We start from the raw sequence: 24,642 nt of genomic DNA, 5'->3' as shown, positions 1-24,642 counted from the left end.
TCCGTCCCGAAGCGGACCCCCGGCCTGAAGTAGATGTTCCAGGCCGAACCCGGGTCTGCCTTCTCCTCCGCCGCAATAGCGGGCACGGCAAATATTGCCGTAGCAAGAACAAGAAAAAGTGTGACAGAAATAAACTTTTTCACTTTCATAAAGCACCTAATATAGACAATTGTAAAAACACACTCTCGAAAGCAACACGAGAATCAAACTCATTGCGAAGTCTGTATAAATAGTAAAATGAAAAACACCCGCTGTCAAGCTTATCCAAACACTTTTTCACATACTTATTAAATGAAAAAATGAAATAGTTACAGGAAATACAAATTTTTTTGAAAAAAATTATATTATACTAATATACTCATATATGATCTGAAGGAGGGACTGTTTTGTTGACAATGGGCTGTTTTATAGACAATGGGCCTGTTAGACAAGGGGCTTAAGCCCCTTGTCTATTCAAATAAAAAAGGGGGGCAAATCCTGCCCCACTTGATATTTGTCCCAAGATCGGGATTTTATGATCTACGGCGTTAATGTATTACACGGGCTGCCGGACAAGGGGCTTAAGCCCCTTGTCTGTCCATTGTCTAAAAAAAGGGGGCAAATCTTGCCCCCTTTTTTCCTGGCACAAATCAGGTAAAATTACTTAAAAAAGTAAAAAAAGTCGTGAGGAGAAGAAAATTTGTTGCATTATTTGCATGAATATAGTAAAAATAGCTGTTCGGCTCTCAGAAGGAATGGTTTATTGAACGATGAATAATGCAAGGGAAAGAATCGAACCGATCTACTCGGCCTACAGATTTCCCGGAAAGGTCGCAGAAAACCGGCTCGTAGCCCAGGCGATGGAGATAAACAGCGCGGCCGACGGCGGTGGGGTGGGGGCGGAGATCGTCGATCGCTATGTACGGCTCTCCCGGGGGGACTGGGGAATCGTCTTCGTCGAGGCGGTTTCGATTACGGAGGGGTACCTGGCGAGAAGAAAGGGGCTGGTTCTAAACGAAAAAAATCTCGACGGCTTCAAGAGGCTCGTCGATTCGTTCAAGGGAGTGAACGACAAGCCGCTCATCATGTTTCAGCTCACCCACTCGGGGAGGCAGAGCGGAGACTTCTCGAAGCGGATAAAGGCCTACGAAGACGATGATGAGGCAGTCCCCGTGGCAACGGCGGAGGGTATTGATAGAATAAGGGACGGTTTTTTCAAGGCGGCGGAGCTTTCCCGGCGTGCCGGGGCCGACGGCATGGACATCAAGGCGTGTCACGGCTACCTGTTAGGGGAGTTTTTGCGACCTTTAAATCGGAGGGAGGACGGATACGGGGGAGATGCAGGGGGGAGGGCGAAACTTCTCTCCTCGATCGTAAGGGGAGTCAAGGCCGATTTCGGGGAGCTTGTAGTCGGGACGAGGGTCTCGCTCTACGAGGGAATCAGGGGGGGGTGCGGCACGGCGGGCCCGGACGAGATTATCGAGGAACTCGGCGATATGGCGGATGTCCTCTCCCACATCGTTAAGGCCGGGGCGGACTTTATCAACGTATCGGCGGGGATTCCGCCGGTTACGCCGGGCATCACCAGGCCGGAGGCGAACTCCGCCTTCAACCTGTACCACCACTTCAGGTACGCGAAGGTCGTAAAGGAGGCCTTCCCGGACGTCGCCGTGATCGGCTCCGCCTACTCCTCCGGTATGGAGAAATCCGGGGAGCTGGCGGCCGAGAATATCGAAAAGGGGTACACGGACTTCGCCGGATTCGGGAGGCAAAACCTCGCCGATCCCCTCTACCCGGATAAGCTGGCCCTGGCCCCGGATGCAATCGACCGCTGCGTCCTCTGCGGGGGATGCTCCGGGCTATTGAAAAAGCAGAAGCGGGTTTACTGCGTGAAATATCGGCGTGGGCGAGAGGAAGATTAGGGCGGGGGCCGTCGTCATTGTTCGGGAGATCGGGCATGTGACTTGAGACGGGGGGCGACGGGAGGGGGGCGGGAAGGGATTTTACTAATATAGGATTATTTGTGGCTAGTTATGGTTAAGGCGGCAAAGACTAAAAAAAAGCTTACAATAAGGGATATTGCAAGGGAATGCGGGGTGTCCGCAAGCACCGTATCGAGGGTCTTGAACAACGAGCCCGGGATATCGAGGGAGACTACGGTTCGCGTTTTTGAGGTAGCAAGGGCGAACGATTTCTCCCTCACGAAAAGGAGAAAGCCGATCTCCCGCTCCCACGTCAATCTCGTCGTCGTCGTCCCCGACAGGTCGGAGATCGAGCTCAATCCCTTCTTCGAGATGGGCGAGCTGATAAACGCCGTGAACAGCGCCTTCAAAAACGATAAGTATTCGATCGAGATCCAGACCTTCTCCGACCTGAAGATATTCGACGGCGGGAAAGCGGCCCTGTACGACGGCGTTATACTCGCCTTCGGCGATATCGGCGGTGAGGGGCGCAGTCTCTTGAGGTCGAAAAATATCCCCTTTATCTTCCTGAACCGGACGTTCGAGACGGAAAACTACGTCTCCTGTAACAATTACAAGGGGATGCTGAAGCTGAGGGAATATCTCAACGGTGGGAGCTTCGAGAAGATCGGATACTTGGGCTGCGGGACGATCCCGGTCAACAGAGACAGACTCAGGGGGTACATAACCGGAAGCCTCGAGGCGACGGGCGCGGTCGATGATCGGATAATCCTCGAGGTCGCCTCCATAAACGAGGTTGACGCCGGAACCGCGAGGTTCTTCCTGGACAGGGGGTGCGACGCGGTGATCTGCTTCAACGACAATTTTGCCATCAGGATGATCACGGAGTTGAGTGGGATGGGCGTTTCCGTGCCGGACGAGGTCTCGATCACCGGCTTCGACAACTCCCCCGCGAGGAGGGTCTTCAGGCCGTTGATCACCACAATCAGCCTCTCCACCTTCGAGCTATGTTTCTTTGCCTCCCGCTGGCTCCGGGACAACATCCTTCATCGGGAGACAAGGGAGCTTAGGCTCGAGGTGGAAGGGACGCTCCTTGAGGGGGAGACCGTTTTGCTGAAGGGGTAACCCCGATTTAATAAAATATTGAGTGTCATCACTGTAAAGGCGGGAATAGAGTGGAAACATCTTGTCATTCCCTTGGAAAACGAGGGATTAAATTTTTATTCCCGCGAAGGCGGGAATCCAGTGAAATAGTATACTGTCATTCCCGTGGAAGCGGGAATCCAGTGAAATAGTATACTGTCATTCCCGTGGAAGCGGGAATCCAGTGAAATAGTATACTGTCATTCCCGTGGAAACGGGAATCCAGTGAATATCTTTCTGGATTCCCAATCAAGTTGGGAATGACGGCATAGATTCCCAATCGAGTTGGGAACGATAAAAAATGTCATTACACTGCAGACGGGAATCCAGAGGGAGGGTATCTGTGGGTTGGGCGAAAGCGGGAATCCAGTGAAATAGTATACTGTCATTCCCGTGGAAACGGGAATCCAGTGAATATCTTTCTGGATTTCCAGTGGTGCTGGTAATGACGGCATATTGTTCCCTCGAAAACGGGGGACCGATTGATTACTGTTCATTTATCACAGGAGATCAAAAGAGGTACGGGATGATGCGTGGCGATGATCTGACGGCTCTCGTGACCGGCGGCACCGCCGGGATCGGGAGGACGATAGCCCTGTCTCTGGCCGGGGAGGGCTACTCGATAATCCTGAGCGGCAGGAGACCGAAGGGTGAGGTCAAGGGGCTTCTCGACTCGATAATTGAGGCGCAGAGGGGTAAGGGGGTCGAAGGCGGCTGCGTCTACGTGAGGGGCGACATCTCGAAGGAGACGACCAGAAGGAGGCTTGTAGGGGCGGTTAAGCGCTGTGGGGGGAGGCTCAAGGTTCTGGTCAACAACGCCGGCGTGACTACCGCCGGGAGGGTCGATATGCTCGACCTTAAAGAGGACGATTTCCTGAAGCTCCTTAAGATCAATCTCGTCGCCCCCTTTCTCCTGTCGTCGTCCCTGGCGCCCTCCTTGAGCGGCGGAGAGTCGCCGGGGTACATAGTCAATATCTCCTCCATATCCGCCTATACGGCCTCGGTAAACAGGGCGGACTACTGCATATCGAAGGCTGGGCTCTCCATGATGACAAACCTCTTTGCCGAAAGGCTCGCCGACCGAAACGTCCGGGTCTTCGAGGTGAGGCCGGGGATCATCAAGACCGGCATGACCGAGCCTGTGAGGGACAAGTACGACGCGTTGATAGAGGGCGGGCTCCTCCCGATAAGGAGGTGGGGGGAGCCGGAGGATGTGGCCAGAGCCGTCCTCGGCATCGTCAAGGGGTATCACCCCTACTCCACGGGAGAGGTTATAAACGTCGACGGCGGGTTCCACATAAGGAGGCTTTAAGCTTGAGGGAGGGGACGATAGAAATATCTATAGATATTGGTGGAGTATCGGTTCCGGTGATAGACGTCACCGCCGCCGTCGTGGGGAGCGGGGCGGCGGCCCTGAACGGCGCCGTACATCTTAAGCGGCTCGGGGTCGATGACGTTGTGATTGTGACCGAGAGGCTCGGCGCCGGGACTTCGGCAAACGCAGGATCAGACAAGCAGACCTACTATCGTCTCAACCCGGAGGGAGGTCAGGGCGACGACGCGGCCTCGATGGCGAAAGACCTTTTCAATGGTATGGGGATGCACGGGGACATAGCCCTTGTGGAGGCCGCCCTCTCATCAAGGGAGTTCTATCACCTGGTGGAGCTTGGGGTTCCGTTTCCCCACGACCGCTTCGGGAGGTACGTCGGCTACAAGACCGATCACGACCAAAGGTCCCGTGGGACATCCGCCGGGCCGAACACCTCTATCCTGATGTACGGGAGGCTCCTCGACGAGGTAAGAAGGCTCGAGGTGCCGATCCTGGACAACCTCGAAGTGGTGGATTTAGTAACCGTTCGGGACGGGGGCAAAAAGAGGATCTGCGGACTTATTGCCGTTGACCGCACGAGGCTTACCGAAAGAGGCTTCGGGCTTGTCCTGATCGAGGCGGGGTATGTAATCTACGGCATAGGGGGGCCTGCGGCCCTATATAGAGAGAGCGTCTACCCTAAGTCGCAGGTGGGGTCGACCGGGATCGCGCTGAAGGCCGGTGCCGCGGCCCAGAACCTCGCCGAATCGCAGTTCGGCATCGCATCGACCCCCTTTCGGTGGAACCTCTCAGGGAGCTACCAGCAGGTAATCCCGAGATATTTCTCCGTGGAAGGAGACGGGGGCGACGAGAGGGAGTTTCTTAACGACTATTTCCCGACGCCGGGACAACTCTTTGAGGCCCAGTTTCTCAAGGGTTACCAGTGGCCGTTTGACGTGAGAAGAATCGATAATTTCGGCTCTTCCAACATAGACCTCGCCGTTTACATAGAGAGGGAGGCAAGGGGGCGCAGGGTCTTTCTCGACTACACGAAAAACCCGGCCCACGGGGATGTGGAGTTCTCCGTGGACACCACGCCCGAAGTAGTCCGGGAGTATCTCGAAAAGTCGAACGCCTTAGGGAAAACGCCGGTGGAGAGGCTCAAGGCGATGAACCCGCCGGCCTTGGAACTGTTTAAAGAAAACGGGATAGACCTTGAGAGGGAGCCCGTAGAGACAGCGGTCTGCCACCAGCACGTCAACGGAGGGCTTGCCTGCTCGGTATGGTGGGAGTCGAACATCGAAAACCTCTTCTCGGTGGGGGAGTGTTGCGGAACCCACGGCGTCTACCGCCCAGGCGGGAGCGCCCTCAACTCCGGGCAGGTGGGGTCCCTTCGCGCCGCCCAGATGATCGCTAAGAGGTCGTCCGCCGAGGATTTGAGGGGGGAGCGGGGATTGATGGAGGAGAGGCTCGCCGGGAAACTGGAGTGCCTGAAACGCCTCCTTGCTTCCGATAGAAAGATCGACCCCGCGGCCGAGAGGGGCGTGATTCAGGAGAGGATGTCGGCCGTTATGGGTATAGTGAGAAACAGAGCCGAAATCAAGTCCGCCCTCGAAGAGAACAAAAAGATGTTTGAAAGGCATAAGTCCGCCGGGGTCGAGGATAGGGGCGATATACCGGCCTTTCTCAAGAACGAAGACCTTTTGCTTACGGAGAGAGGTTTTCTGGAGTCGGCCCTGGAGCTCCTGAAGGGACTTAAAGGCTCCCGCGGTTCGTTTCTGGTGGGAAGGCTGGATGAGCTCGTGGACTTATATATAGAATCGGCCGGCCGGGGGATCGAGATCGATATAGATGAATCGAACGGCGACACGGTCGTCGAGTTCGCCTACGACGAAAATCTGAATGGACGGACGAGGTTGGTCAAAGCGAGAAAGATACCCTCCCAAGAGGGCTGGTTCGAGGAGGACTGGAGGGAGTTCAGAGAGGGAAAGATATACCAATAATATAGAGATTGAAAAAGAAACGGTATATATCAATCAATGAAAACCGATAGAAAGGGGGGAGTTATGGGAAAGAGAGTTCTGGTGGTCTCGGCGGGCGCTTTCCACCCGACGATCACGGCAAGGCGCCTCTTTAAAAATATTTTGAACGGGATCGAGGGGATCAGGTTCGTCTACACATCATCCATAGAGGATTTAGGCGCCCTTAATGGCGGCGGCTACGACGCCGTCTGCCTCTACTTTCACAGAAAGGTTATCTCGGACAACGCCCTCGGGGCGCTGAAGGTTTTCGTCTCATCCGGGGGCGGGCTCTTCGCCCTCCACTCGGCGTCCGCCTCCTTCAAGGAGAAAAAAGAATATTTCTACATCCTCGGCGGCCGCTTCGTCTCCCACGGGAAGATTTCAAGGTTCACGGTAAATCCGGCGGATTCGACCTCCGAAGTCTTCAAGGGCGTCGGCCCCTTCACGGTTAAAGACGAGCTCTACATCCACGAGTACGACAGGGACGTTAAGGTCCACTTCAATACGGAGGTGGGCGGCTCGACGGAGCCGGTACTCTGGACGAGGGGGTACGGGAAGGGAAGGGTCTGCTACTTCTCCCTCGGGCACGTCGCCTCAATCTTTAAGGTGAAAGAGGTACAGGAAATAATCGGGAAGGGCGTGAAGTGGGTTTTATCGGCTTAATATCTCGATCGATTGAGGTGATATTATGAAGAATATGAAGATGGCGATGGTAGGCTGCGGGGATATCGCCAGGTACACCGCGCTGGGCGCAAAGCTGAACAGGGGGATTGAAATTTCGGCCTGCATGGACATCGACAAGGGGCGGGCGGCCAAGTTTGCAAAGAGGTTTCGGATAAAGAGTTGGTTTAACGACTACGAGGAGATGCTTGAAAACGCGGAGATCGATGCGGTTTACATAGCGTCGCCCCACGACCTCCACGTTAAGATGATAAGGTCGGCGATTTCAAAGGGCCTTGACGTCCTCTGCGAAAAGCCGGTGGCAACGAATATAGATGACGCCCTCGTGATATGCCGCCTCTCGAGAGAGTCTGGGAGGAAGGTCGGCATAAACTACCAGTACCGCTACGACAACGGCTGCTACGCCCTCGTCACGGCGGCAAGGGGTGGGGAGCTGGGGGACATTTACTACGGCCGGTGCAACGTCCCCTGGTGGCGGGATCAAAAGTATTTTGAGGACTCCCCTTGGCACAGGAGCCTCGCAAGATCGGGGGGAGGCACACTCCTGACCCAGGCGAGCCACATCGTGGATATCATGCTCCTCTGCGTGGGGCGGCCGGTCTCTGTAATCGGCGTCGTCGACAGGAAGGTCTTTAAGGACACCGAGGTTGAGGACACCGCCCTGGGAGTAATTAAGACCGCGGGGGGCGGGCAGGTCTCCGTCACTTCGTCGATGGTGGCGGTCCCGGAGCAGAAGGTCGTAGCCGAACTCTACGGGAGCAGGGGGACCGGAATCTATCGCGGTCCGGAGTCCCCCAAAGTTGATTTTAAAGGAGTAAAGGTAAGAAAAGCAAAGCCGCCGGGCAGAGGTCTTTCCAACCTCCACGCCCTCTTCAGGAGCATAGAGGGTTTCAGGAGGTGGGTCATCGAGGGGGAGAGGTTCCTGACACCGGTCGAGGAGACGCTCCCGGTCCTTTCGGCGATAGCGGCTTTTTACAGCTCATCAAAGTCCGGGAAGTGGGAGCCGGTGGATGACAGGTACCTCGAATTTGTTGACTAGGCGGTATGGCAGTATTTAACCTCATTCCCTTGGGAAGCGGGAATCCAGTAACGTATGTCATTCCCGTGGAAACGGGAACTTAGATCGATATTTTTCTGGATTCCCAATCGAGTTGGGAATGACAGAATAGTGGATTCCCAATCGAGTTGGGAATGACAGCATAGTGGATTCCCAATCAAGTTAGGAATGACAGCATAATTAAGAATCATTCCCTTGGGAAGCGGGAATCCAGTAACGCATGTCATTCCCGTGGAAACGGGAATCCAGATCGATATTTTTCTGGATTCCCAATCGAGTTGGGAATGACAGAATAGTGAATTCCCAGTCAAGCTGAGAATAACGATATAATGTTCCCATGAAGGCGGGAATCTAGTAAATATCAGATGTTTTGGAAAAAACCGATCTTGGACTTTTAAATAAACCTTTATAATATTAAAAGAGGAGACTTAATTATGAAAGAGACAGCCAAAGACCAGAAGCTAAAGCTCTCTACCAAGCTGGGCTTCGGAGTGGGCGACATCTACGGCGGCGGCGCCATGCTGATCATCGGGATCTACTATCTACATTATCTGACCGACGTGATGCTTATCTCTCCCGCCCTTGCCGGCGTCGCTTTTTTTGTGAGCAAGATTTGGGATGCCGTGACGGATCCGATGATGGGATACATCTCCGACAGGACAAGGACGAGATTCGGCAGGAGGAGGCCCTACTTCCTTTTCGGGATCGTCCTGATCTTCATCTCCTTCTTCCTGATGTGGTACCCGGTCGACTTCGATCTGGAGAAGCACCGCTTCATCTATATCCTTATCGCTTACATCTTCTTTTCCACGGTAATCACGATGGTGATGATACCCTACAACGCCCTGGCGGCGGAGCTGACGCTCGACTACAACGAGCGGACGTCCCTGACGACATACCGAATAATCTTTTCCGGGATATCATCTTTAATCTGTGCCGTACTACCCTTTGAGATCGTGAAGTTCTTTCCCGATAACGAACGCTCGGGATATATCGTCATGGCGGTCGCCTTCGGACTCTTTTTCGCGATTCCCTTCATCGCCACGTTTCTCACGACAAGGGAGAGAGAAGAGTTCCAGAAGGAGCCGACCCCTTTCAACTTCAGACGCTCCTACGTGGAGCCTTTTTTTGCCCCCACGTTTCTCAACGTCCTTCTGATGTACCTCTTCTCGTTCGTAGCCATTGACGCCGTAATGAGCATCGTCATCTACTTCATGAAATACTATATGATGCGCCTTGGCGAGACCGACTACGTCCTGGGAACGATCCTGGTGCTCCAGGTCCTCGTGATACCGATCTACTCGTGGGTCAGCAAGAAGACCAGCAAGAAGACGAGCTTCATCATCTCGGCCCTAATCTGGCTTGTGGTCATGGGTTTCAGTTACTTCATAACGCCGGAGCTGCCCAAAGAGGCGATCTACGTCTTCGGCGGACTCGTGGGCTTGGGCACCGGGGGAATCGTCATAATGATCTACTCGATCTTCACCGACGTTCCGGACGTGGACGAGCTTTACACCGGCGAGAGGAGGGAAGGTATCTACTCCGGCCTCTTCATGTTCGCAAGAAAGATGAGCTCCGCCGTGGGTATTTTTTTGATCTCCCAGATCATCGACCGGACGGGTTATATAAAGCCGGTGGAGGGGATTGTCGATGGGAAGGAAGTCCTGATAGAGCAGGCCCAGACACCGGAGTTTATCATGGTCTTGAAGCTGATCTTTGCTCTGATTCCGGTCCTCTTCCTGGCCTTATCCGCTTACAACGCCTTCAGGTATAAGCTGACCCCCTCGCTTCACGCCCGCATCAAGGAACACTTGAACAAGAGAAGAGAGGGAGATGAGATGTCCGGTGAAATGCAGGAAGAGGAGCTTGAACTCAAGCGTCTTCTTGAGAGGAGGTAGCCATGGCCCAAAAAACGGGAAAAAGTAAAGGGGAAGAGAAGACCTTCGTCCACGACTTCTTTGACACCTCCGGGATGGCGGATTTTACGTTCAAGAACGTGGGAAAGCCCCCGGCGGGCTACCCTAAGGGATCGCCCGATACGTTTTCGGGATCACCGGTATACCCCACATATAAAAGGAGAAGGAAGGCGCTGGTCGATCACTGCCTCAAGAATCCGGCGGGCGGAAACATAAAGGGGTACTACTACGAGCTCGTCCGCTTGGCGGAAAACAAGGGCCCCGTCCACACGGGCCTGATTTCCTCCGCGCTCCGCTACATCGACGATCGCTACGACTGCTCCGACTTCGTCATGCTCGGGATCGTAAGGCTCCTATATCAATTAAAAGATAGTAAGCTCCTTCCCGAAAAGATCCTTAAGGACGCCGAGAGGACGCTCCTTAACTTCAAATACTACCCGGACGAGCCGGGGATAGACTCGATGTGCTACTGGACGGAGAACCACTACATCATGTTTGCGGCAAACGAGTACCTGGCGGGGCAGATGTTTAAAGACTCGGTCTTCACCAACTCGAAGATGACCGGCTTTGAAAAGATGGTCAAGGCGAGAGAGAGGATCGTAAAGTGGCTCGACCTCCGCTTCAAGACCGGATTCTCGGAGTGGCTCTCCCACATCTACTACGACGAGGACATCACCGCGCTTGCCAACCTTATCGACTTCTGCAAAGACCCGGTGATAGTCCGGGGCGCCGAGATGGTCCTCGACCTGTTGTTCCTCGATATCGCCCTCAATTCCCACAAAGGCGCCTTCGGCTCCAGCCACGGCAGGAGCTACGGCGAGGAGAAGCGAAACGCCGGTATCGAGTCGACAACCGACACCTCCAAGCTGATGTTCGGCACCGGCAGGTTCTCCGGCTCCGACAACATGAGCGCGGTGTCTCTGGCCCTCGGCGACAATTACAGGCTCCCCGTAGCGATCTACGAAATAGCTAATAGTAAACCGGACGAGATAATCAACCGCCAGAGGATGGGGATAAAGATCGAGGAGGCGAAGAGGTGGGGGCTTAACTTCAAGGACTTCGCGAGCGGTATGCACTTCCTGACGCTGGAGGCATACAATCACCCTAAGACCGCCATGCTGATCATGAGGATGTTCGACGCCTACAACTGGTGGGAGAACCAGTTCTTCAAGCCCTTCAAGGATTTCAAACCCTTCATAAATCTCATGAGGATAACGAGGCTCCTGCCCCTCCTCGCATTTGTGACGAGGAAAGACCTCTCGCGAAACACGAGGGAGGAGGTGAACCTCTACACCTACAGGACGCCCGACTACATGTTGAGCTGTGCCCAAGACTACAGGAAGGGTTACGGCGGCGACCAGCAGCACATCTGGCAGGCGACCCTCTCTGATAAGGCTATCTGCTTTACAACGCACCCGGGTCATGGTGAGGACACCAGCGGCGGCTACTGGGTCGGCTCCGGGACGCTCCCGAGGGTCGCCCAGATAAGAAACGTCCTTATCGCATCCTACAATCCCTCCAGGATGCCGGGGCTCTACATGACAAACAAGCTGTTCTTTACCCACGCCTGGTTCCCTAAAGACGAGTTCGACGAGACGGCCGAAAAAAGCGGGTGGATATTCGGGAAAAAAGGGGACGGATACATCGCCCTCTACTCCCAGAATGGGTACCGATGGCAGGACGAGGGGGAGGATAAAGATAAAGAGGTGATCTGCGACTTCCGAAAGAACATCTGGGTTGTGGAGATGGGGAGAAAGGGTGTGGACGGCGCCTTCTCCGACTTCATCGATAAGGTGTCGGAAGCGAAGATCGGCTTCAAGGGCACCTCGGTCAGGTATGAGTCCCCTTCGATCGGGACGGTCAGGTTCGGCTGGCGGGGTAGTCTCAGGCACAACGGTAAACGGGTCTCTCTGAACGATTACCCGAGGTACGACAACCGGTACGTAAGGGCGGATTTCCCGCCGAAGCGGATCGAGACAAAAGCGGGTAATCAGACGCTGAGCCTCGATCTTACGCGGGGGGTTCGGGAAGTCAGTGAATTCGTGGAGTAATATTAATATTAAATCGACTCTTTGGGAGACTGAACAATGACGATAGCAGAACTCCAGCGGGGAAATCCAAAGGACAAGATATACGCCTCCTTCGGCGAGATTATGCTGAGGCTTTCCTCCCCCGGATTCGAGAGGCTCTTCCAGTCACCTTTGCTTAACACCACGTTCGGCGGCGGGGAGGCGAACGTGGCGGTCAGCCTCGCCCTCCAGGGGCTGAAGAGCCGCTTTGTTACCCTCCTTCCAAAAAACGACATCGCCGAGGGCGCCATGAGGATGCTTAAGGGTCACGGCGTCGACGCGTCGAAGGTCGTCCTCGTTGACGGCGCGCGGATGGGGATATACTTCATGGAGAAGGGGGCGAACCAGCGCCCCTCGCGGGTGATCTACGACAGGCTCCCCTCGGCGATAAGCGAAATGGGGCAGGGATCGATCGACTGGGACAAGGCGCTCTCCGGCTGCGGCTGGTTTCATATAACCGGGATCACCCCGGCGCTTTCTAAAAATACCGCGGATGGGGCGATCGCCGCGATGGAGGCGGCCCGTAAAGTTGGGGCTGTGGTATCCATCGACCTCAACTACCGGGCGAAGCTCTGGAAGTACGTCGAGGGTAGCAAGGGCGTCATCGAGGTGATGGACCGGCTGACTGGGCTTTCCGGTGTTGTGATCGCCAACGAGGAGGACTGCCAGAAGTCGCTGGGGATCGGGACCGACATCGATCCCGGATCGGGCAAGATAGACGAGGGGCGATACGAGAGGCTCGCAAAGGACGTCCTCGATCGCTACCCGAACCTGAAGCTCATAGCGATAACCTTGAGGGAGAGCGTTTCGGCCTCCCACAATCGGTGGGGGGCGATGCTCTCTGACGGCAAAGAGACCCTCTTTTCTAAGAAGTACGACATCACCCACATCGTGGACAGGGTGGGCGGCGGCGACAGCTTCTCGGCGGGGCTTATCTACGGCCTCTCCCACTTTTCCACCCTCGGCGACGCCCTGGAGTACGCCGCATGTGCCTCGTGCCTCTGTCACTCGATAGAGGGGGACATGAACCTCTCGACGAATGACGAGATCATGGCGCTGTTTGCGGGGGACAAGTCGGGCCGTATAAAGAGGTAGGGGGTATCTGGCGGCGCTTGTCATTCCCGCGAAAGCGGGAATCCAGAGGGAGGGCGTCTGTGTGCTGGGGAGGGCAGGCGGCGCTGATATTTAACCCCCGCATACGCGGGGACAGGCTGGATTCCCGATCAAGTCGGGAATGACAGCATAAAATCTCGATTGTGCGTCACCGACAGGCGAACGACGCGGCAATCTCGTTTTTTCTCCTCGGATTTTAGGTAAAGAGAGAAACCGGATAGATTTGAAATTTTGAATCAGATAGAATTGAATATAAGCATTGAATGAGACGTAGGGTGGCACCGACAGGTTCTTGCCCTAAGTGGTGTGTTCAAATGACACAGTAGTCACGGAAAAGCCCAGAATGTCATTCCCTTAGGAAGCGGGAATCTAATAGCGCTTGTCATTCCCGTGAAAACGGGAATCCAGAGCGGTGGTTTTTTGTGTGTTGGGCGGGCGGCGCTGATATTTAACCCCCGCATACGCGGGGACAGGCTGGATTCCCGACCGAGCCGGGAATGACAGTATAAGTTCCCTGTGGTGCCGGGAATGACAGAATAGATTCCACTCTGAATGATTAAGAAAGTCCTCTCACAATCCTAACCGCCTCTTTCGTGAGTCTCTCTATCTCGTCGAAGTTGCCGGAGTCGATGTCCTCCCCCTTCGCCATCCAGCTCCCGCCGACGGCGACTACGTTTTTCAGCTTCAGGTAGTCGGCGAGGTTTGTCGCGTTAATCCCACCCGTGGGGATTAAACTGATCCCCCTGAACGGGGCGCCGACGGCCTTCAGAGCCCTCACGCCGCCCGCCGCCTCCGCCGGGAAAAATTTCAATATGTCGAGGCCGAGGTCGGTCGCTCTTCCGATCTCGGTGGGGGTCATGACGCCCGGAAAGACCGGGACGCCTTTTTTAATGCAGTATTTCACTACCTCATCGTTCAGCCCCGGGCTGACAATGAACCTCGCTCCGGCCCTTATCGCCCTCTTCGCCGTCTCGACGGAGAGGACCGTCCCCGCCCCCACGAGAAAATCGTCAAGCTTCGAGATACTCATTATCGCACCCTCGGCGGCCTCGCTCCTGAAGGTGATCTCCGCAAGCGGCAGCCCGCCCGATGAGAGGGCCCGGGCCAAGGGAAGGGCGTTTTTCTCGTCTCCGATCTTTATTACCGGTACCAGCCTCGTTTTCTTGATCAAATCAACGGCGTCGTTCATATCAATCCGCTCCTGATATTTTTGAGCTGAGAGTTGGGGCTATTTCAGTGTTACATATATACCACTTTTTTGGATATTTTTCCACCGCATATTTAAAAAAATTGATTGTGATTGTAACAGTGGATTGTTATAATCTCCCTGCCCTTCAAGTTTTATTAAATCATAGTATTAGATTGATTCAGAACCGTCTATGACGGGAGGAGGTTTTTATGAAGGCAATCAAGTGGACGCTGATTGTTGTCGTTTGTTTGGTCGTGGTCGCAGTGGTAGGCGGATATATTTATTTGAAATCGACGCTGCCGGACTACGGCGGGGAGCTTGCCGTTGAGGGAATCGGGTCGGAGGTGAAGATAATCCGGGACTCCTACGGGATGCCCCACATCTTTGCCGAGACGGACGAGGATGCCTATTTCGCCCTCGGATACACCATGGCCCAGGACCGGATGTTCCAGATAGACCTGGTGAGGAGGGTGGTGAGGGGCCAGCTCTCCGAGATACTTGGGGAAGAGCTTATCCCTGTGGACAGGCTCTTCAGGACGATCACGGCAAAGAAGAGCCTGGAAGAGCTCTATAACGGGGATCTGCCCCCGGAGATACGCTCCGGGATGGAGGCCTTTACCGCCGGCGTGAATTGTTACCTCGAAAACCGGGGCGGGCCGCTGCCGGTCGAGTTTGCCGTCCTGGGATATAAGCCGGAGCCCTGGAAGGCGGAGGACTGCTGGGCGGCCTACTACTACATGGCCTGGGATTTGAACACGGCCTTCGGAACCGAGATGCTCTATGATGCGGTCAGGGGCAAGGTCGGCGACGAGCTGGCAAAAGAGATAATGGCCGCTTATCCGGAGGGCTCTCCCACGATAATGCCGGGGGGAAAGACGGCTTCCCTTCCCTCCAGCCTTAAGCTATTCGAGACGCTGGACCTGGCCATGGAGGTAACGGGTAAAAAGATCGGGTCTGGGAGCAACAACTGGCTCGTCTCCGGGAAGAAATCGGTCACCGGAAAGCCGATTTTGGCAAACGACATGCACCTCGGCTTCGGCGCCCCTGGGATATGGTACGAGGCGCACATCAAGACTCCGACGATGAACGTCACGGGGGTTATAACCCCGGGGATTCCCCTCGTTGCCGTTGGGGCCACCGAGACGGTCGCCTGGGGGTACACCAACGTAATGTCTGACGACGCCGACTTTTACATCGAGAAGATAAATCCGGACAACGAAGACCAGTACGAGTATATGGGGAAGTGGGAGGATATGGAGGTAAGAGAGGAGGTCATCAAGGTGAAGGGGAAGGATGACGTGAAGTTCAAGGTAAGGCTCACCCGCCACGGCCCGATCGTTGACGACGTAAACGGCGTCGACGGGAAGTCGGGATACGCCTACGCGATGAGATGGATCGCCCCGGAGCTCCCGACGATACCTATGGCCCTTTACGCCTTCAACCGCGCCAAGACCATAGACGACATGGAGAAGGGGATCGAGTACTTCAAGTGCCCCGGCCAAAACGTCATCTACGCAGACAGCGAGGGGAATGTCGGCTACACCGCCTCCGTGGGTATCCCTATTCGGAACGGCTTTGACGGGATGTCTCCCCTTCCCGGCTGGGACGGCAAATACGAGTGGGGCGGGTTCGTGCCCACCAATATGCAGCCCCGCATGAGAAATCCGGAGAGGGGATGGATCGCCTCGGCGAACAACAAGCACGTGGGGGAGGATTACCCCTACACCATATCGAACTACTACGCCCCGGCCTTCAGGTTCAGGAGGATATCGGAGATGCTGACCGAAAAAGAGAAGCTCGACATCTCCGACTTCAAGAGAATGCACTCCGATGTGACCTCCGTCTTCGCCAAGGAGTGGCTCCCGAATATGATTGAGGTCCTTGAAGGGGCCGAACTGTCGGATGTAGAGGCGGACGCCTTGAATCGCCTCAAGGAGTGGGACTGCGTGGCGGATAAGGACAGCGAGGCCGCCGCGATATATTTTGTGACGGTAAACGGCATGACCGACCGCACCTTCAAAAACAGGGTCGGGGAAGACTTTTACGGCAAGATGTTGAAGTACAGCTACATCATGCACAACGCCATGACTAACATGATATCGAAGCGCAAGTCGACGGGAAGGGAGTCGGTCTGGTTTGACGACCCGGAGACGGAGGGAGTGGAGACATTCGAGGACGTGGTTCAGGCAAGCTTCAAGGACGCCGTTTCCTATTTCGATCGTGAATTCGGCGGCGACATTGACCGCTGGAAGTGGGGAAAGCTTCACACCCTCACGCTCAATCACCCCTTCGGCGGGGAGTCGGCGTTTTTGGGAGCGTTCTTGAACATCGGGCCGTTTCCATATAACGGCAGCCTCTATACGGTGAGCATGGCATCCTACCCGGTCGCCAGATCCTTTAAGACCGACCTGGGGCCGTCGGAGCGTTACATCTTCGACCTCTCGGATATGAAAAACTCGCTTAGGTGCATTCCAGGCGGGATCTCGGGGAATTTCATGAGCCCCCACTACGACGACCAGATGGAGATGTTTGTCGATGTCCAGTACAGGCCCTTGGTCCTCGACAGGGAAACGGCGGAGGCCGACGCAAGATACGTGCTGACATTGACTCCTGCTTGCAAATAAGCCTTTTATTTTCAGTCTAAAAGGGAGGGGGATTCCCCTCCCTTTTTCCTTGACACGAAAAGCCAAATATTATATAAAAAGCGAATTGCGAACGTACGTTCGTTCGCGAAATTTAATTGCGGGGCGTCACAAACTTTTTTGTCACGGTTTCGTCGTAATCTGTGCAAAAAGGGGATGTCTCGACCGGGCTTTATGCAGGCCGACAATATTAAAAAGATGAAACTTGTAAAGACAAAAGTCAAGGACCGAAGACTGGTCGATGAGAAGCGCAAGCATATCATAGACGGGGCGATCAAGGTCTTCGCCAAGAAGGGCTACCACAAGGCGACCGTCAGGAATATCGCCGAGGCCTCCGGCCTGGGACTCGGCAGCATCTACGATTATGTCAAGTCGAAGGAGGATATACTATATCTCTTTTACGAGAACTACATGAACAGCTTTTACGAAAAGCTGAACATTGCGGATATCAAGACCGAGTCGGATCCGAAAAAGCAACTGATCATCGTATACAAGGCCCACATCGATGTCTGCTTCGAGCTGGAAGACCAGGTCATGCTCGCCTTCACCCAGGCCATGTATATGAAGAAGCGCTATCTCAGAGACATATTGACCAGGGAATCCGAGATAGTCGAAAAATTCAAGGAGATACTCATGGATATGGGCCTTCCCGAGCGGGAGGCGGATCTTACGGCCAATCACCTGGTTTTCTCCTCGTCCTTCGGGGTCTTGAGGAGGTGGAACCTGAAGGGAAAGCACTCGAGGGAGGAGATCACCGATTTCCTATGCGAAAATAACCTGAAACATATTATGAATGGATAGTTATTTAGACTAATAGAAGGAGGATACTATGAGTCAAGATGAAACGCGCTTTTTGCCGTTTTCAAATTACGAAGAACTTCATAAGATGTCTGTTGAGGATCCGGAAGCGTTCTGGGGTGGGGCCGCCGAATATCTGCACTGGTACAAGAAGTGGGACAAGGTGCTGGACGATTCCAATCCGCCCTTTTACCTCTGGTTTAAGGGGGGCAAGACGAACATCTGCTACAACGCCGTCGACCGTCACGCCCTGGGAGACAAGCGGGGGATGGCGGCGATCATCTGGGAGTCCCCCACAACGGGACAATCGAGGATATTGACCTATTTTCAGCTCTATCGGGAGGTGAACCGCTTTGCCGGCGTCTTGAAGAACCTCGGCGTAAAGAAGGGCGACAGGGTGATAATCTACCTGCCGATGATTCCGGAAGCCGCGATCGCCATGCTTGCATGCGTAAGGATCGGAGCCATCCACAGCGTCGTTTTCGGAGGATTTTCCGTGGAGTCGCTGGCAGACCGTATCAACGACGCCAGGCCGAAGCTTCTGATATGTGCAGAAGCCGGAAGCAGGAAGGGGAAGGAGGTTCCCTTGAAGAAGATAGTCGACGACGCCCTCGACCACGCCACCCACAAGCTGGACAAGGTAATCGTTATGGACAGAGGAATAGGAGACCCGAACCTGAAGAAGGGCAGGGACATCCTCTGGGCCGACGCTGTCAAGGAGTACGGCGAACACTACGTTAAGCCGGAAGAGCTCGACTCCACCGATCCCTCCTACATCCTCTATACATCCGGGACCACCGGAAAGCCTAAGGGAGTCGTAAGGGACACGGGCGGATACATGGTCGCCCTTCACTGCTCCATGGGTCAGATATACGACGTAAGAGACGGGGACGTCTACTGGTCCACCTCCGACATCGGCTGGGTCGTGGGACACTCCTACATAGTCTACGGGCCGCTCCTCAAGGGCGTCCCCACAGTGATGTTCGAGGGAACCCCCGACCATCCCGATCCGGGCATCTGGTGGGATGTGGTTGAAAAGTACGGGATCACCACCATCTTTTCCGCGCCCACCGCCTTGAGAATTTTGAGGAAGTTTCCCGAGAAGTTCTTCAGGGAGAGGGACCTGAGCTCCCTAAAATACTTCTTCATGGCGGGAGAGCCGCTGGACGAGCCGACCTATCAATGGGCGACGGAAAACCTTAGGACAAAGGTCATCGACCACTACTGGCAGACGGAGTCCGGCTGGCCGATGTTGACCAATATGCCGGGCGTAGAGTTTTTGCCGATAAAGCCCGGCTCCCCGACGAAACCGGCCATGGGATATCGCTTCAAGGTGGTCGACGACAAGGGGGAGGAGATACCGAGGGGCGAAAAAGGATTTTTCGTGGCCGAGGGGCCGATCCCGCCCGGAACGCTTATGACGATCTGGGGCGACGACGAGCGGTATAAAGAGACTTACTGGAGCACCTATCCCGGCAAGAACTACTACCACACGGGCGATTTCGCCATCGAGGACAAGGACGGATACTTCTGGATGCTTGGAAGGGCCGATGAGGTCCTCAACGTTGCGGGGCACAGGCTGGGCACCAGGGAGGTGGAAGAGGTCCTTTCCGGCCACCCGAGTGTGGCGGAGACCTCGGTCATCGGCGTTGCGGACGAGCTCAAGGGTGAGGGAATCTTCGCCTTTGTGGTGCTCAAGGCCGACGCCGAGCCGTCCGATAAGCTTTATAAGGAGCTGATCGATCTCGTCAGGGCAAAGATAGGCCCTGTTGCCACCCCGAAGGAGCTTCGCTTCATCAAGATGCTTCCGAAGACGAGAAGCGGAAAGATAATGAGAAGGGTAATGAAGGCCATAGCCGAGGGGAAGGAGCTGGGCGATCTCTCGACGATCGAGGACGGAGCGACGGTGGACGAGGTCTCCAATGCGTTGAAGAATATCGAGTAAGGCAACTCAAAACTTGATTCTTAAAGGCCGGGGATAACCCGGCCTTTTTTTGTGCCCTTGATTTTCCATCGGGCGGATTTCCTTGAAAGTTCAAAGGATTGTGTGATATAAAGAAGGGCGTGGTATTCTCACTTATCCCATTATATAAAGAAAAGGTGGAGTTATGAAAAAGTGCATCGAGATCCCTTCGATCCCGAAGGCAGGGCCCTATTCACACGCGGTCATAGGTAGCGGCCTTGTCTTTGTCTCCGGGAACGTTGCGATAAACGCCGACACGGGCGAAAGAGTAGTGGGCGACATCCCGGCGGCCACCAGGTTGATTCTGAAAAATATCGGGAAGGTCCTCGATGGGGCCGGGTCCTCCCTCGACAAAGTCGTCAAGACCACCGTCTTTCTGACCGACATGGGCAGGTTCGGCGAGATGAACGGGGCCTACGGGGAGGTCTTCAAGGAGAACCCGCCAGCCAGGAGCTGTGTCGGCGTAAAGGAGCTGCCCGCCGGATTCGATATCGAGATCGAAGTCATCGCCCTGGCGTAACGGTGTCCTGCGTACTTTCAAGTTTTGCCGGTGTCAGAGAGATTCAAGTTGTCGATGTTTTAGCGGACCGCACGGGCCAATCTGAGTGTCGTGGAGGGGTAGGCGGCGATATTTAACCCCCGCATACGCGGGGGCAGGCTGGATTCCCAATCAAGTTGGGAGTGACAGAATAGATACCCAGTTGGGTGGCACTGACAAGCAGGAGCTTGTCAGTGGGACGCTCGACGGCGCTTGTCATTCCCTTGGGAAGCGGGAATCCAAAGGGATAGGACATCAAGCAGCGCTTGTCATTCCCGTGAAGACGGGAATCTAGGGGGTATGTTCTGTGTGCTGGGCGGGCGGCACTGATATTTAACTGGATTCCCGGTCAAGCCGGGAATGACAGTATAGATTCCCCGTCAAGTTGGGAATGACAGGATAGGTACCCATGATATGGGGCGGGAAGTTCACTATTTCTGTTTTCAAAAAATGACCTTTTTTACCTATTCTTTAAATAGGGGGTATAGAGTATGAAAACTGAATATTTCAAGGGCCTCTCGAGGGCGCAGCTTTACTGGGCCGCGGCGGGGCTTTTGGTTGTTACGGTCCTCGTGGTCTTGGGGATCCTCTTCGGCCGGGGCGGGGAGGCGCCCGGGGCCGAGGAGCTGGCGATCACCGCGGACATGACCATAGGGGAGATCGCCCCGAAGCTCGATGTGACCGGAAAGTCGATGGCAAAGGAGCTCGGCCTTCCCCTCGATGCCCCTAAGAACGTCCCCGTGGGGGAGCTGGGGGTCACTGAGGAGACTCTAAATAAGATGGTCAATCACCTGGTCGGCCATAGGGAGTCGAACGTAAAATATTATTTGTATGGGGCGGTTGTCCTCTGGGGGTGGCTGTTTCTGGTAAAGCTCGGGAGGCCGAAGAACGCGCCCCTCAAAAAGAGGAAGATCTGGTACCCGAGGATTTTCTACGTCGTGACGATGGTATTCTCCGCGGTCTTTCTCGGCTTTCTGCTGGAGAAGTCCCCAAACCCGATGGAGGGGGGCGTCAAGCTCTTTAAGACGATGGTGGGGCTGTATCCGGACACGATGGTCAGGATCGCGGCCTTCCTCTTTTTCGTCGCTTTGGCCGTCGTAGGCAACAAGATCGTTTGCGGGTGGGCCTGTCCCTTCGGGTCGCTGCAGGAGCTGATCTACAGCCTTCCCCTTTTTAAAAAGCTCAAGAAGAAGAGCGTTCCCTTTATTGTCACCAACACGATAAGGGGAGTCCTCTTTGTCGTCATGCTCCTTCTCCTCTTCGGCATCGTCGGGGGAAAGAAGGGCTACGTCCTCTATCACGCACTGAATCCCTTCAACCTCTTCAACTTCGACTTCGAGCTGCCGTCGATACTGATAACCACGGTCGCGGCCCTCGTTATCGGCGCCGTGATGTACAGGCCTTACTGCCGGATCATCTGCCCCTTCGGGTTAATCTCGTGGTTCGCCGAATACGTGAGCCTCTACCGGGTCAGGATCGATAAGGAGGCCTGCACCAAGCGCGGGGCGTGCATCACGGTGTGTCCCTCAGGAACCGCAAAGGCGCGCGTCTACGGAAAGAAGGTTGTGCCCGACTGCTTCAGCTGCGCCAGGTGCCTCAACGTCTGCCCGGAGGGAGCCCTCGACTACGGCTGCGCCCTTTTAAAGCCTAAGGCCGGGGGAAAAAAGAAGGCGGCGTAGGTTTTTTGAGGATTTCCCCTCAAAACCCGGGCGAGTGGTTGTTGGAAGACCGCCGTTATCAAAAAAAATCGGGTGGAATGACTTCTTCATTTGCATTTAATATCGTTGCTGTGTTATAAATTTCGGGGTGGGGGGTGGGCGTTTGTTTGAGATGCTGTTTCAGGGTTGCTTCTGAATTGCTTTTGTTTGATATTACTTGGAATTTGACTTATGCTTCTTTTTAAGGCGGGGATATTATGAATGTCATTGAAACCTCGATAAATACTTCTTCAGATGAGTTCAGGAAAAACTACGATGCAATGGAGACGCTGGTCGCGGAGCTGAAAGAGGAGCTGAAGAAGGCCGCTCACGAGCGTTCCGACAGGTCGAGAGACCGCCTAGCCCAGCAGGGGAAGCTCCCGATAAGGAAAAAGCTCGATCTCCTTCTGGACAAGAACACCCCCTTTCTCGAGATTGCTCCTCTGGCCGCCAGGGGTATGTACGACGGGAAAATCCACGGGGCGGGGGTCGTTTCAGGGATAGGAGTTGTCGAGGGAAGGGAGGTCTTTGTAACCGGAAACGATGCGATGATAAAGGGCGGCGCCAGCTACCCTATGTCGAACAAGAAGGTCCTCCGCTGCCAGACGATAGTCATGGAAAACCGCCTCCCCAGCATCTGTATGCTCGATTCCGCCGGCGGTTACCTTCCCCTCCAGTCGGAGATTTTCCCCGATGTAGACGACGGCGGGAGGATCTTCTACAACCAGGCCATCATGTCCAAGATGAGGATCCCCCAGATAGTTGCGGTGATGGGACTCTGCACGGCCGGCGGGGCGTACATACCGGCGATGTCGGACGAGGTCGTCCACGTCAAGGGGACCGGGGCGATCTTCCTCGGGGGGCCGCCGCTCGTCAGGGCCGCAACGGGGGAGGAGGTCACCGCCGATGAGCTGGGCGGCGCCGACGTCCACTGCAGGGAGTCCGGTGTGTCGGACTATTACGCCGAGGACGACGCCCACGCAATATTAATATTACGAGACATCGTGAGAAACCTCCCGAAGAACGAGAAGGCGATGCTCCCGGCAAAGGAGCCGAAGCCGCCGATATACGATCCGAAGGAAATGTACGGCATCGTCAGCACCAACCTGAGAATACCCTACGAAATAAGGGAGCTTATCGCCCGGATGGTCGACGGGAGCGAGTTTCTCGAGTTCAAGGAGCTTTACGGGCCGACGGTGGTCTGCGGATGGGCCTACATCCACGGCTACCCGGTGGGGATCATCGCCAACAACGGCGTGCTCTTCTCCGACAGCTCGCTCAAGGCTACCCAGTTCATCCAGCTCTGCGACAAGAGGGGAATCCCCCTGCTGTTTTTACAGAATATAAGCGGGTTCATCATCGGGAGGGAGTACGAGCGGGGAGGGATCACCAAAAACGGCCACAAGATGGTCACGGCGGTCTCCTGCGCCACGGTGCCCAAGTTCACGGTGATCGTCGGGGCCTCTTTCGGGGCAGGGAACTACGCCATGTGCGGCAGGGCCTACTCTCCACGCTTTCTCTGGATGTGGCCCCAGGCGGAAATAGGGGTCATGGGTGGGGAGCAGGCGGCGGAAGTTCTCGTTCGGCTCCAGCAGGACAAGAGGGAGAAGGCGGGCGAAATCCCCATGACGGAAGAGGAGATAGGGCAGCTGAGGGATCCGGTCGTATCCGCCGCCAAGAGGGAGGGTAACGCCTACTACAGCACGTCAAACCTCTGGGACGACGGCATCCTCGACCCGGCGGAGACGAGGGACGTCTTGGGCCTGGCGATTTCGGCGTCGATGAACGGACCCTTATGGGACGACGTCTACGGCTACGGGACGTTCAGGATGTGATGCCGTTTCTTCTTCTCGATTGATGGGTGGGCGGCGTGTTTGTTAGAGATCGGTTGTAATGGTGTTTTGGTGCCGATTTGTCATTTTCTTGGGAAGCGGGAATCCGGAGGGTGGGTCATCTGGCAGCGCTTGTCATTCCCGCGAAAACGGGAATCCAGAGGGATGGGCGCTTGTGTGTTGGGTGGCGCTGACATTTTTTTGGATTCCCAATCAAGCTGGGAATGACAGCATAAGTACCCCGTCGAGCCGGGAATAATCAAATATGTCATTCCCGCGAAAGCGGGAATCCAGAGCGTGGGTGTTTGTGTGTTGGGCGGGTGGGTGGCACCGATATTTAACTGGATTCCCAATCAAGTTGGGAATGACAGTATAATTAAAATATTGAATTAGACAGACTTGCACAGAACTATTGAGAGAAGCGGAGATATAACGTGGAAACCTTATTCAAAAAAGTGCTGATAGCCAATAGGGGCGAGATCGCCGTCAGGATCATGAGGACGTTGAGCGAGATGGGGATCGGGACGGTCGCCGTCTACTCCGACGCGGACGAGCTGTCGCTTAACAGGCTTACGGCGGACGAGGCGGTCCATCTGGGGGAGTCGGCGCCGTCCGCGAGTTATCTCAATATCGATAAGATCATAGACGCGGCAAAGGCGACCGGCGCCGAGGCGATCCACCCCGGTTACGGCTTCCTGGCCGAGAACGCCGACTTCGCAAAGAGGTGCGAGGAGGCGAAGATTGTCTTCATCGGCCCGCCTGCAGGGGCGATA

At 55.0% G+C, this 24,642-nt stretch carries 17 protein-coding genes; 16 read left to right on the top strand and 1 reads right to left on the bottom strand.

What is annotated here, in order from left to right; translation table 11 throughout:
- Positions 1-749: 749 nt before the first annotated feature.
- From JW984_07650 to JW984_07610, 9 genes are all read left to right on the top strand, one after another.
- Positions 750-1,901 carry a hypothetical protein gene (locus JW984_07650; protein ID MBN1573052.1) on the top strand — a complete coding sequence of 384 codons (1,152 nt, stop codon included), beginning with the start codon at positions 750-752 and terminating at the stop codon, positions 1,899-1,901.
- Positions 1,902-2,012: 111 nt separating this feature from the next.
- Positions 2,013-3,026 carry a LacI family DNA-binding transcriptional regulator gene (locus tag JW984_07645; protein ID MBN1573051.1) on the top strand — a complete coding sequence of 338 codons (1,014 nt, stop codon included), beginning with the start codon at positions 2,013-2,015 and terminating at the stop codon, positions 3,024-3,026.
- A 544-nt stretch (positions 3,027-3,570) separates the two neighbouring features.
- Entirely contained in the window at positions 3,571-4,356 is a 786-nt protein-coding gene (locus JW984_07640; GenBank protein MBN1573050.1) for a 3-ketoacyl-ACP reductase, read from the top strand.
- Positions 4,357-4,373: 17 nt separating this feature from the next.
- The gene (locus tag JW984_07635) at positions 4,374-6,356 is read left to right on the top strand and encodes an FAD-binding protein (GenBank protein MBN1573049.1); all 1,983 of its coding nucleotides are present in this window, start codon (positions 4,374-4,376) and stop codon (positions 6,354-6,356) included.
- A gap of 63 nt (positions 6,357-6,419) precedes the next feature.
- A complete protein-coding gene (locus JW984_07630; protein ID MBN1573048.1) occupies positions 6,420-7,037 on the top strand; it encodes a ThuA domain-containing protein in 618 nt (205 codons plus the stop codon).
- Between the two features lie 25 nt (positions 7,038-7,062).
- Positions 7,063-8,094, top strand: coding sequence for a Gfo/Idh/MocA family oxidoreductase (locus JW984_07625; GenBank protein MBN1573047.1), 1,032 nt, complete (start codon positions 7,063-7,065; stop codon positions 8,092-8,094).
- 452 nt (positions 8,095-8,546) lie between these two features.
- Entirely contained in the window at positions 8,547-10,010 is a 1,464-nt protein-coding gene (locus tag JW984_07620) for an MFS transporter (GenBank protein MBN1573046.1), read from the top strand.
- A 2-nt stretch (positions 10,011-10,012) separates the two neighbouring features.
- The gene (locus JW984_07615) at positions 10,013-12,079 is read left to right on the top strand and encodes a hypothetical protein (protein MBN1573045.1); all 2,067 of its coding nucleotides are present in this window, start codon (positions 10,013-10,015) and stop codon (positions 12,077-12,079) included.
- Positions 12,080-12,115: 36 nt separating this feature from the next.
- Positions 12,116-13,192 carry a sugar kinase gene (locus JW984_07610; GenBank protein ID MBN1573044.1) on the top strand — a complete coding sequence of 359 codons (1,077 nt, stop codon included), beginning with the start codon at positions 12,116-12,118 and terminating at the stop codon, positions 13,190-13,192.
- Between the two features lie 574 nt (positions 13,193-13,766).
- Here JW984_07610 and eda read toward each other — a convergent pair.
- Positions 13,767-14,399, bottom strand: a complete 633-nt coding sequence (gene eda, locus JW984_07605) for a bifunctional 4-hydroxy-2-oxoglutarate aldolase/2-dehydro-3-deoxy-phosphogluconate aldolase (protein MBN1573043.1) — start codon at positions 14,397-14,399, stop codon at positions 13,767-13,769.
- 209 nt (positions 14,400-14,608) lie between these two features.
- Here eda and JW984_07600 point away from each other — a divergent pair, with 209 nt between their 5' ends.
- From JW984_07600 to JW984_07570, 7 genes are all read left to right on the top strand, one after another.
- Positions 14,609-17,023, top strand: a complete 2,415-nt coding sequence (locus JW984_07600; protein ID MBN1573042.1) for a penicillin acylase family protein — start codon at positions 14,609-14,611, stop codon at positions 17,021-17,023.
- Positions 17,024-17,239: 216 nt separating this feature from the next.
- A complete protein-coding gene (locus tag JW984_07595; GenBank protein ID MBN1573041.1) occupies positions 17,240-17,842 on the top strand; it encodes a TetR/AcrR family transcriptional regulator in 603 nt (200 codons plus the stop codon).
- Positions 17,843-17,870: 28 nt separating this feature from the next.
- The gene (gene acs, locus JW984_07590) at positions 17,871-19,784 is read left to right on the top strand and encodes an acetate--CoA ligase (protein MBN1573040.1); all 1,914 of its coding nucleotides are present in this window, start codon (positions 17,871-17,873) and stop codon (positions 19,782-19,784) included.
- Positions 19,785-19,947: 163 nt separating this feature from the next.
- Positions 19,948-20,322 carry a hypothetical protein gene (locus JW984_07585; protein MBN1573039.1) on the top strand — a complete coding sequence of 125 codons (375 nt, stop codon included), beginning with the start codon at positions 19,948-19,950 and terminating at the stop codon, positions 20,320-20,322.
- A gap of 509 nt (positions 20,323-20,831) precedes the next feature.
- Complete coding sequence (locus tag JW984_07580; GenBank protein ID MBN1573038.1) at positions 20,832-22,019, top strand: 4Fe-4S binding protein; 1,188 nt, start codon at positions 20,832-20,834, stop codon at positions 22,017-22,019.
- Positions 22,020-22,255: 236 nt separating this feature from the next.
- Positions 22,256-23,872 carry a methylcrotonoyl-CoA carboxylase gene (locus JW984_07575; protein MBN1573037.1) on the top strand — a complete coding sequence of 539 codons (1,617 nt, stop codon included), beginning with the start codon at positions 22,256-22,258 and terminating at the stop codon, positions 23,870-23,872.
- A gap of 431 nt (positions 23,873-24,303) precedes the next feature.
- Positions 24,304-24,642, top strand: a 339-nt coding sequence (locus JW984_07570) for an acetyl-CoA carboxylase biotin carboxylase subunit (protein ID MBN1573036.1), incomplete at its 3' end; no start/stop codon positions are given.

The organism is Candidatus Zymogenus saltonus (assembly GCA_016929395.1).
Classification (GTDB): Bacteria; Desulfobacterota; Zymogenia; order Zymogenales; family Zymogenaceae; genus Zymogenus; species Zymogenus saltonus.
This window is presented reverse-complemented; position numbering and strand designations above follow the sequence as displayed.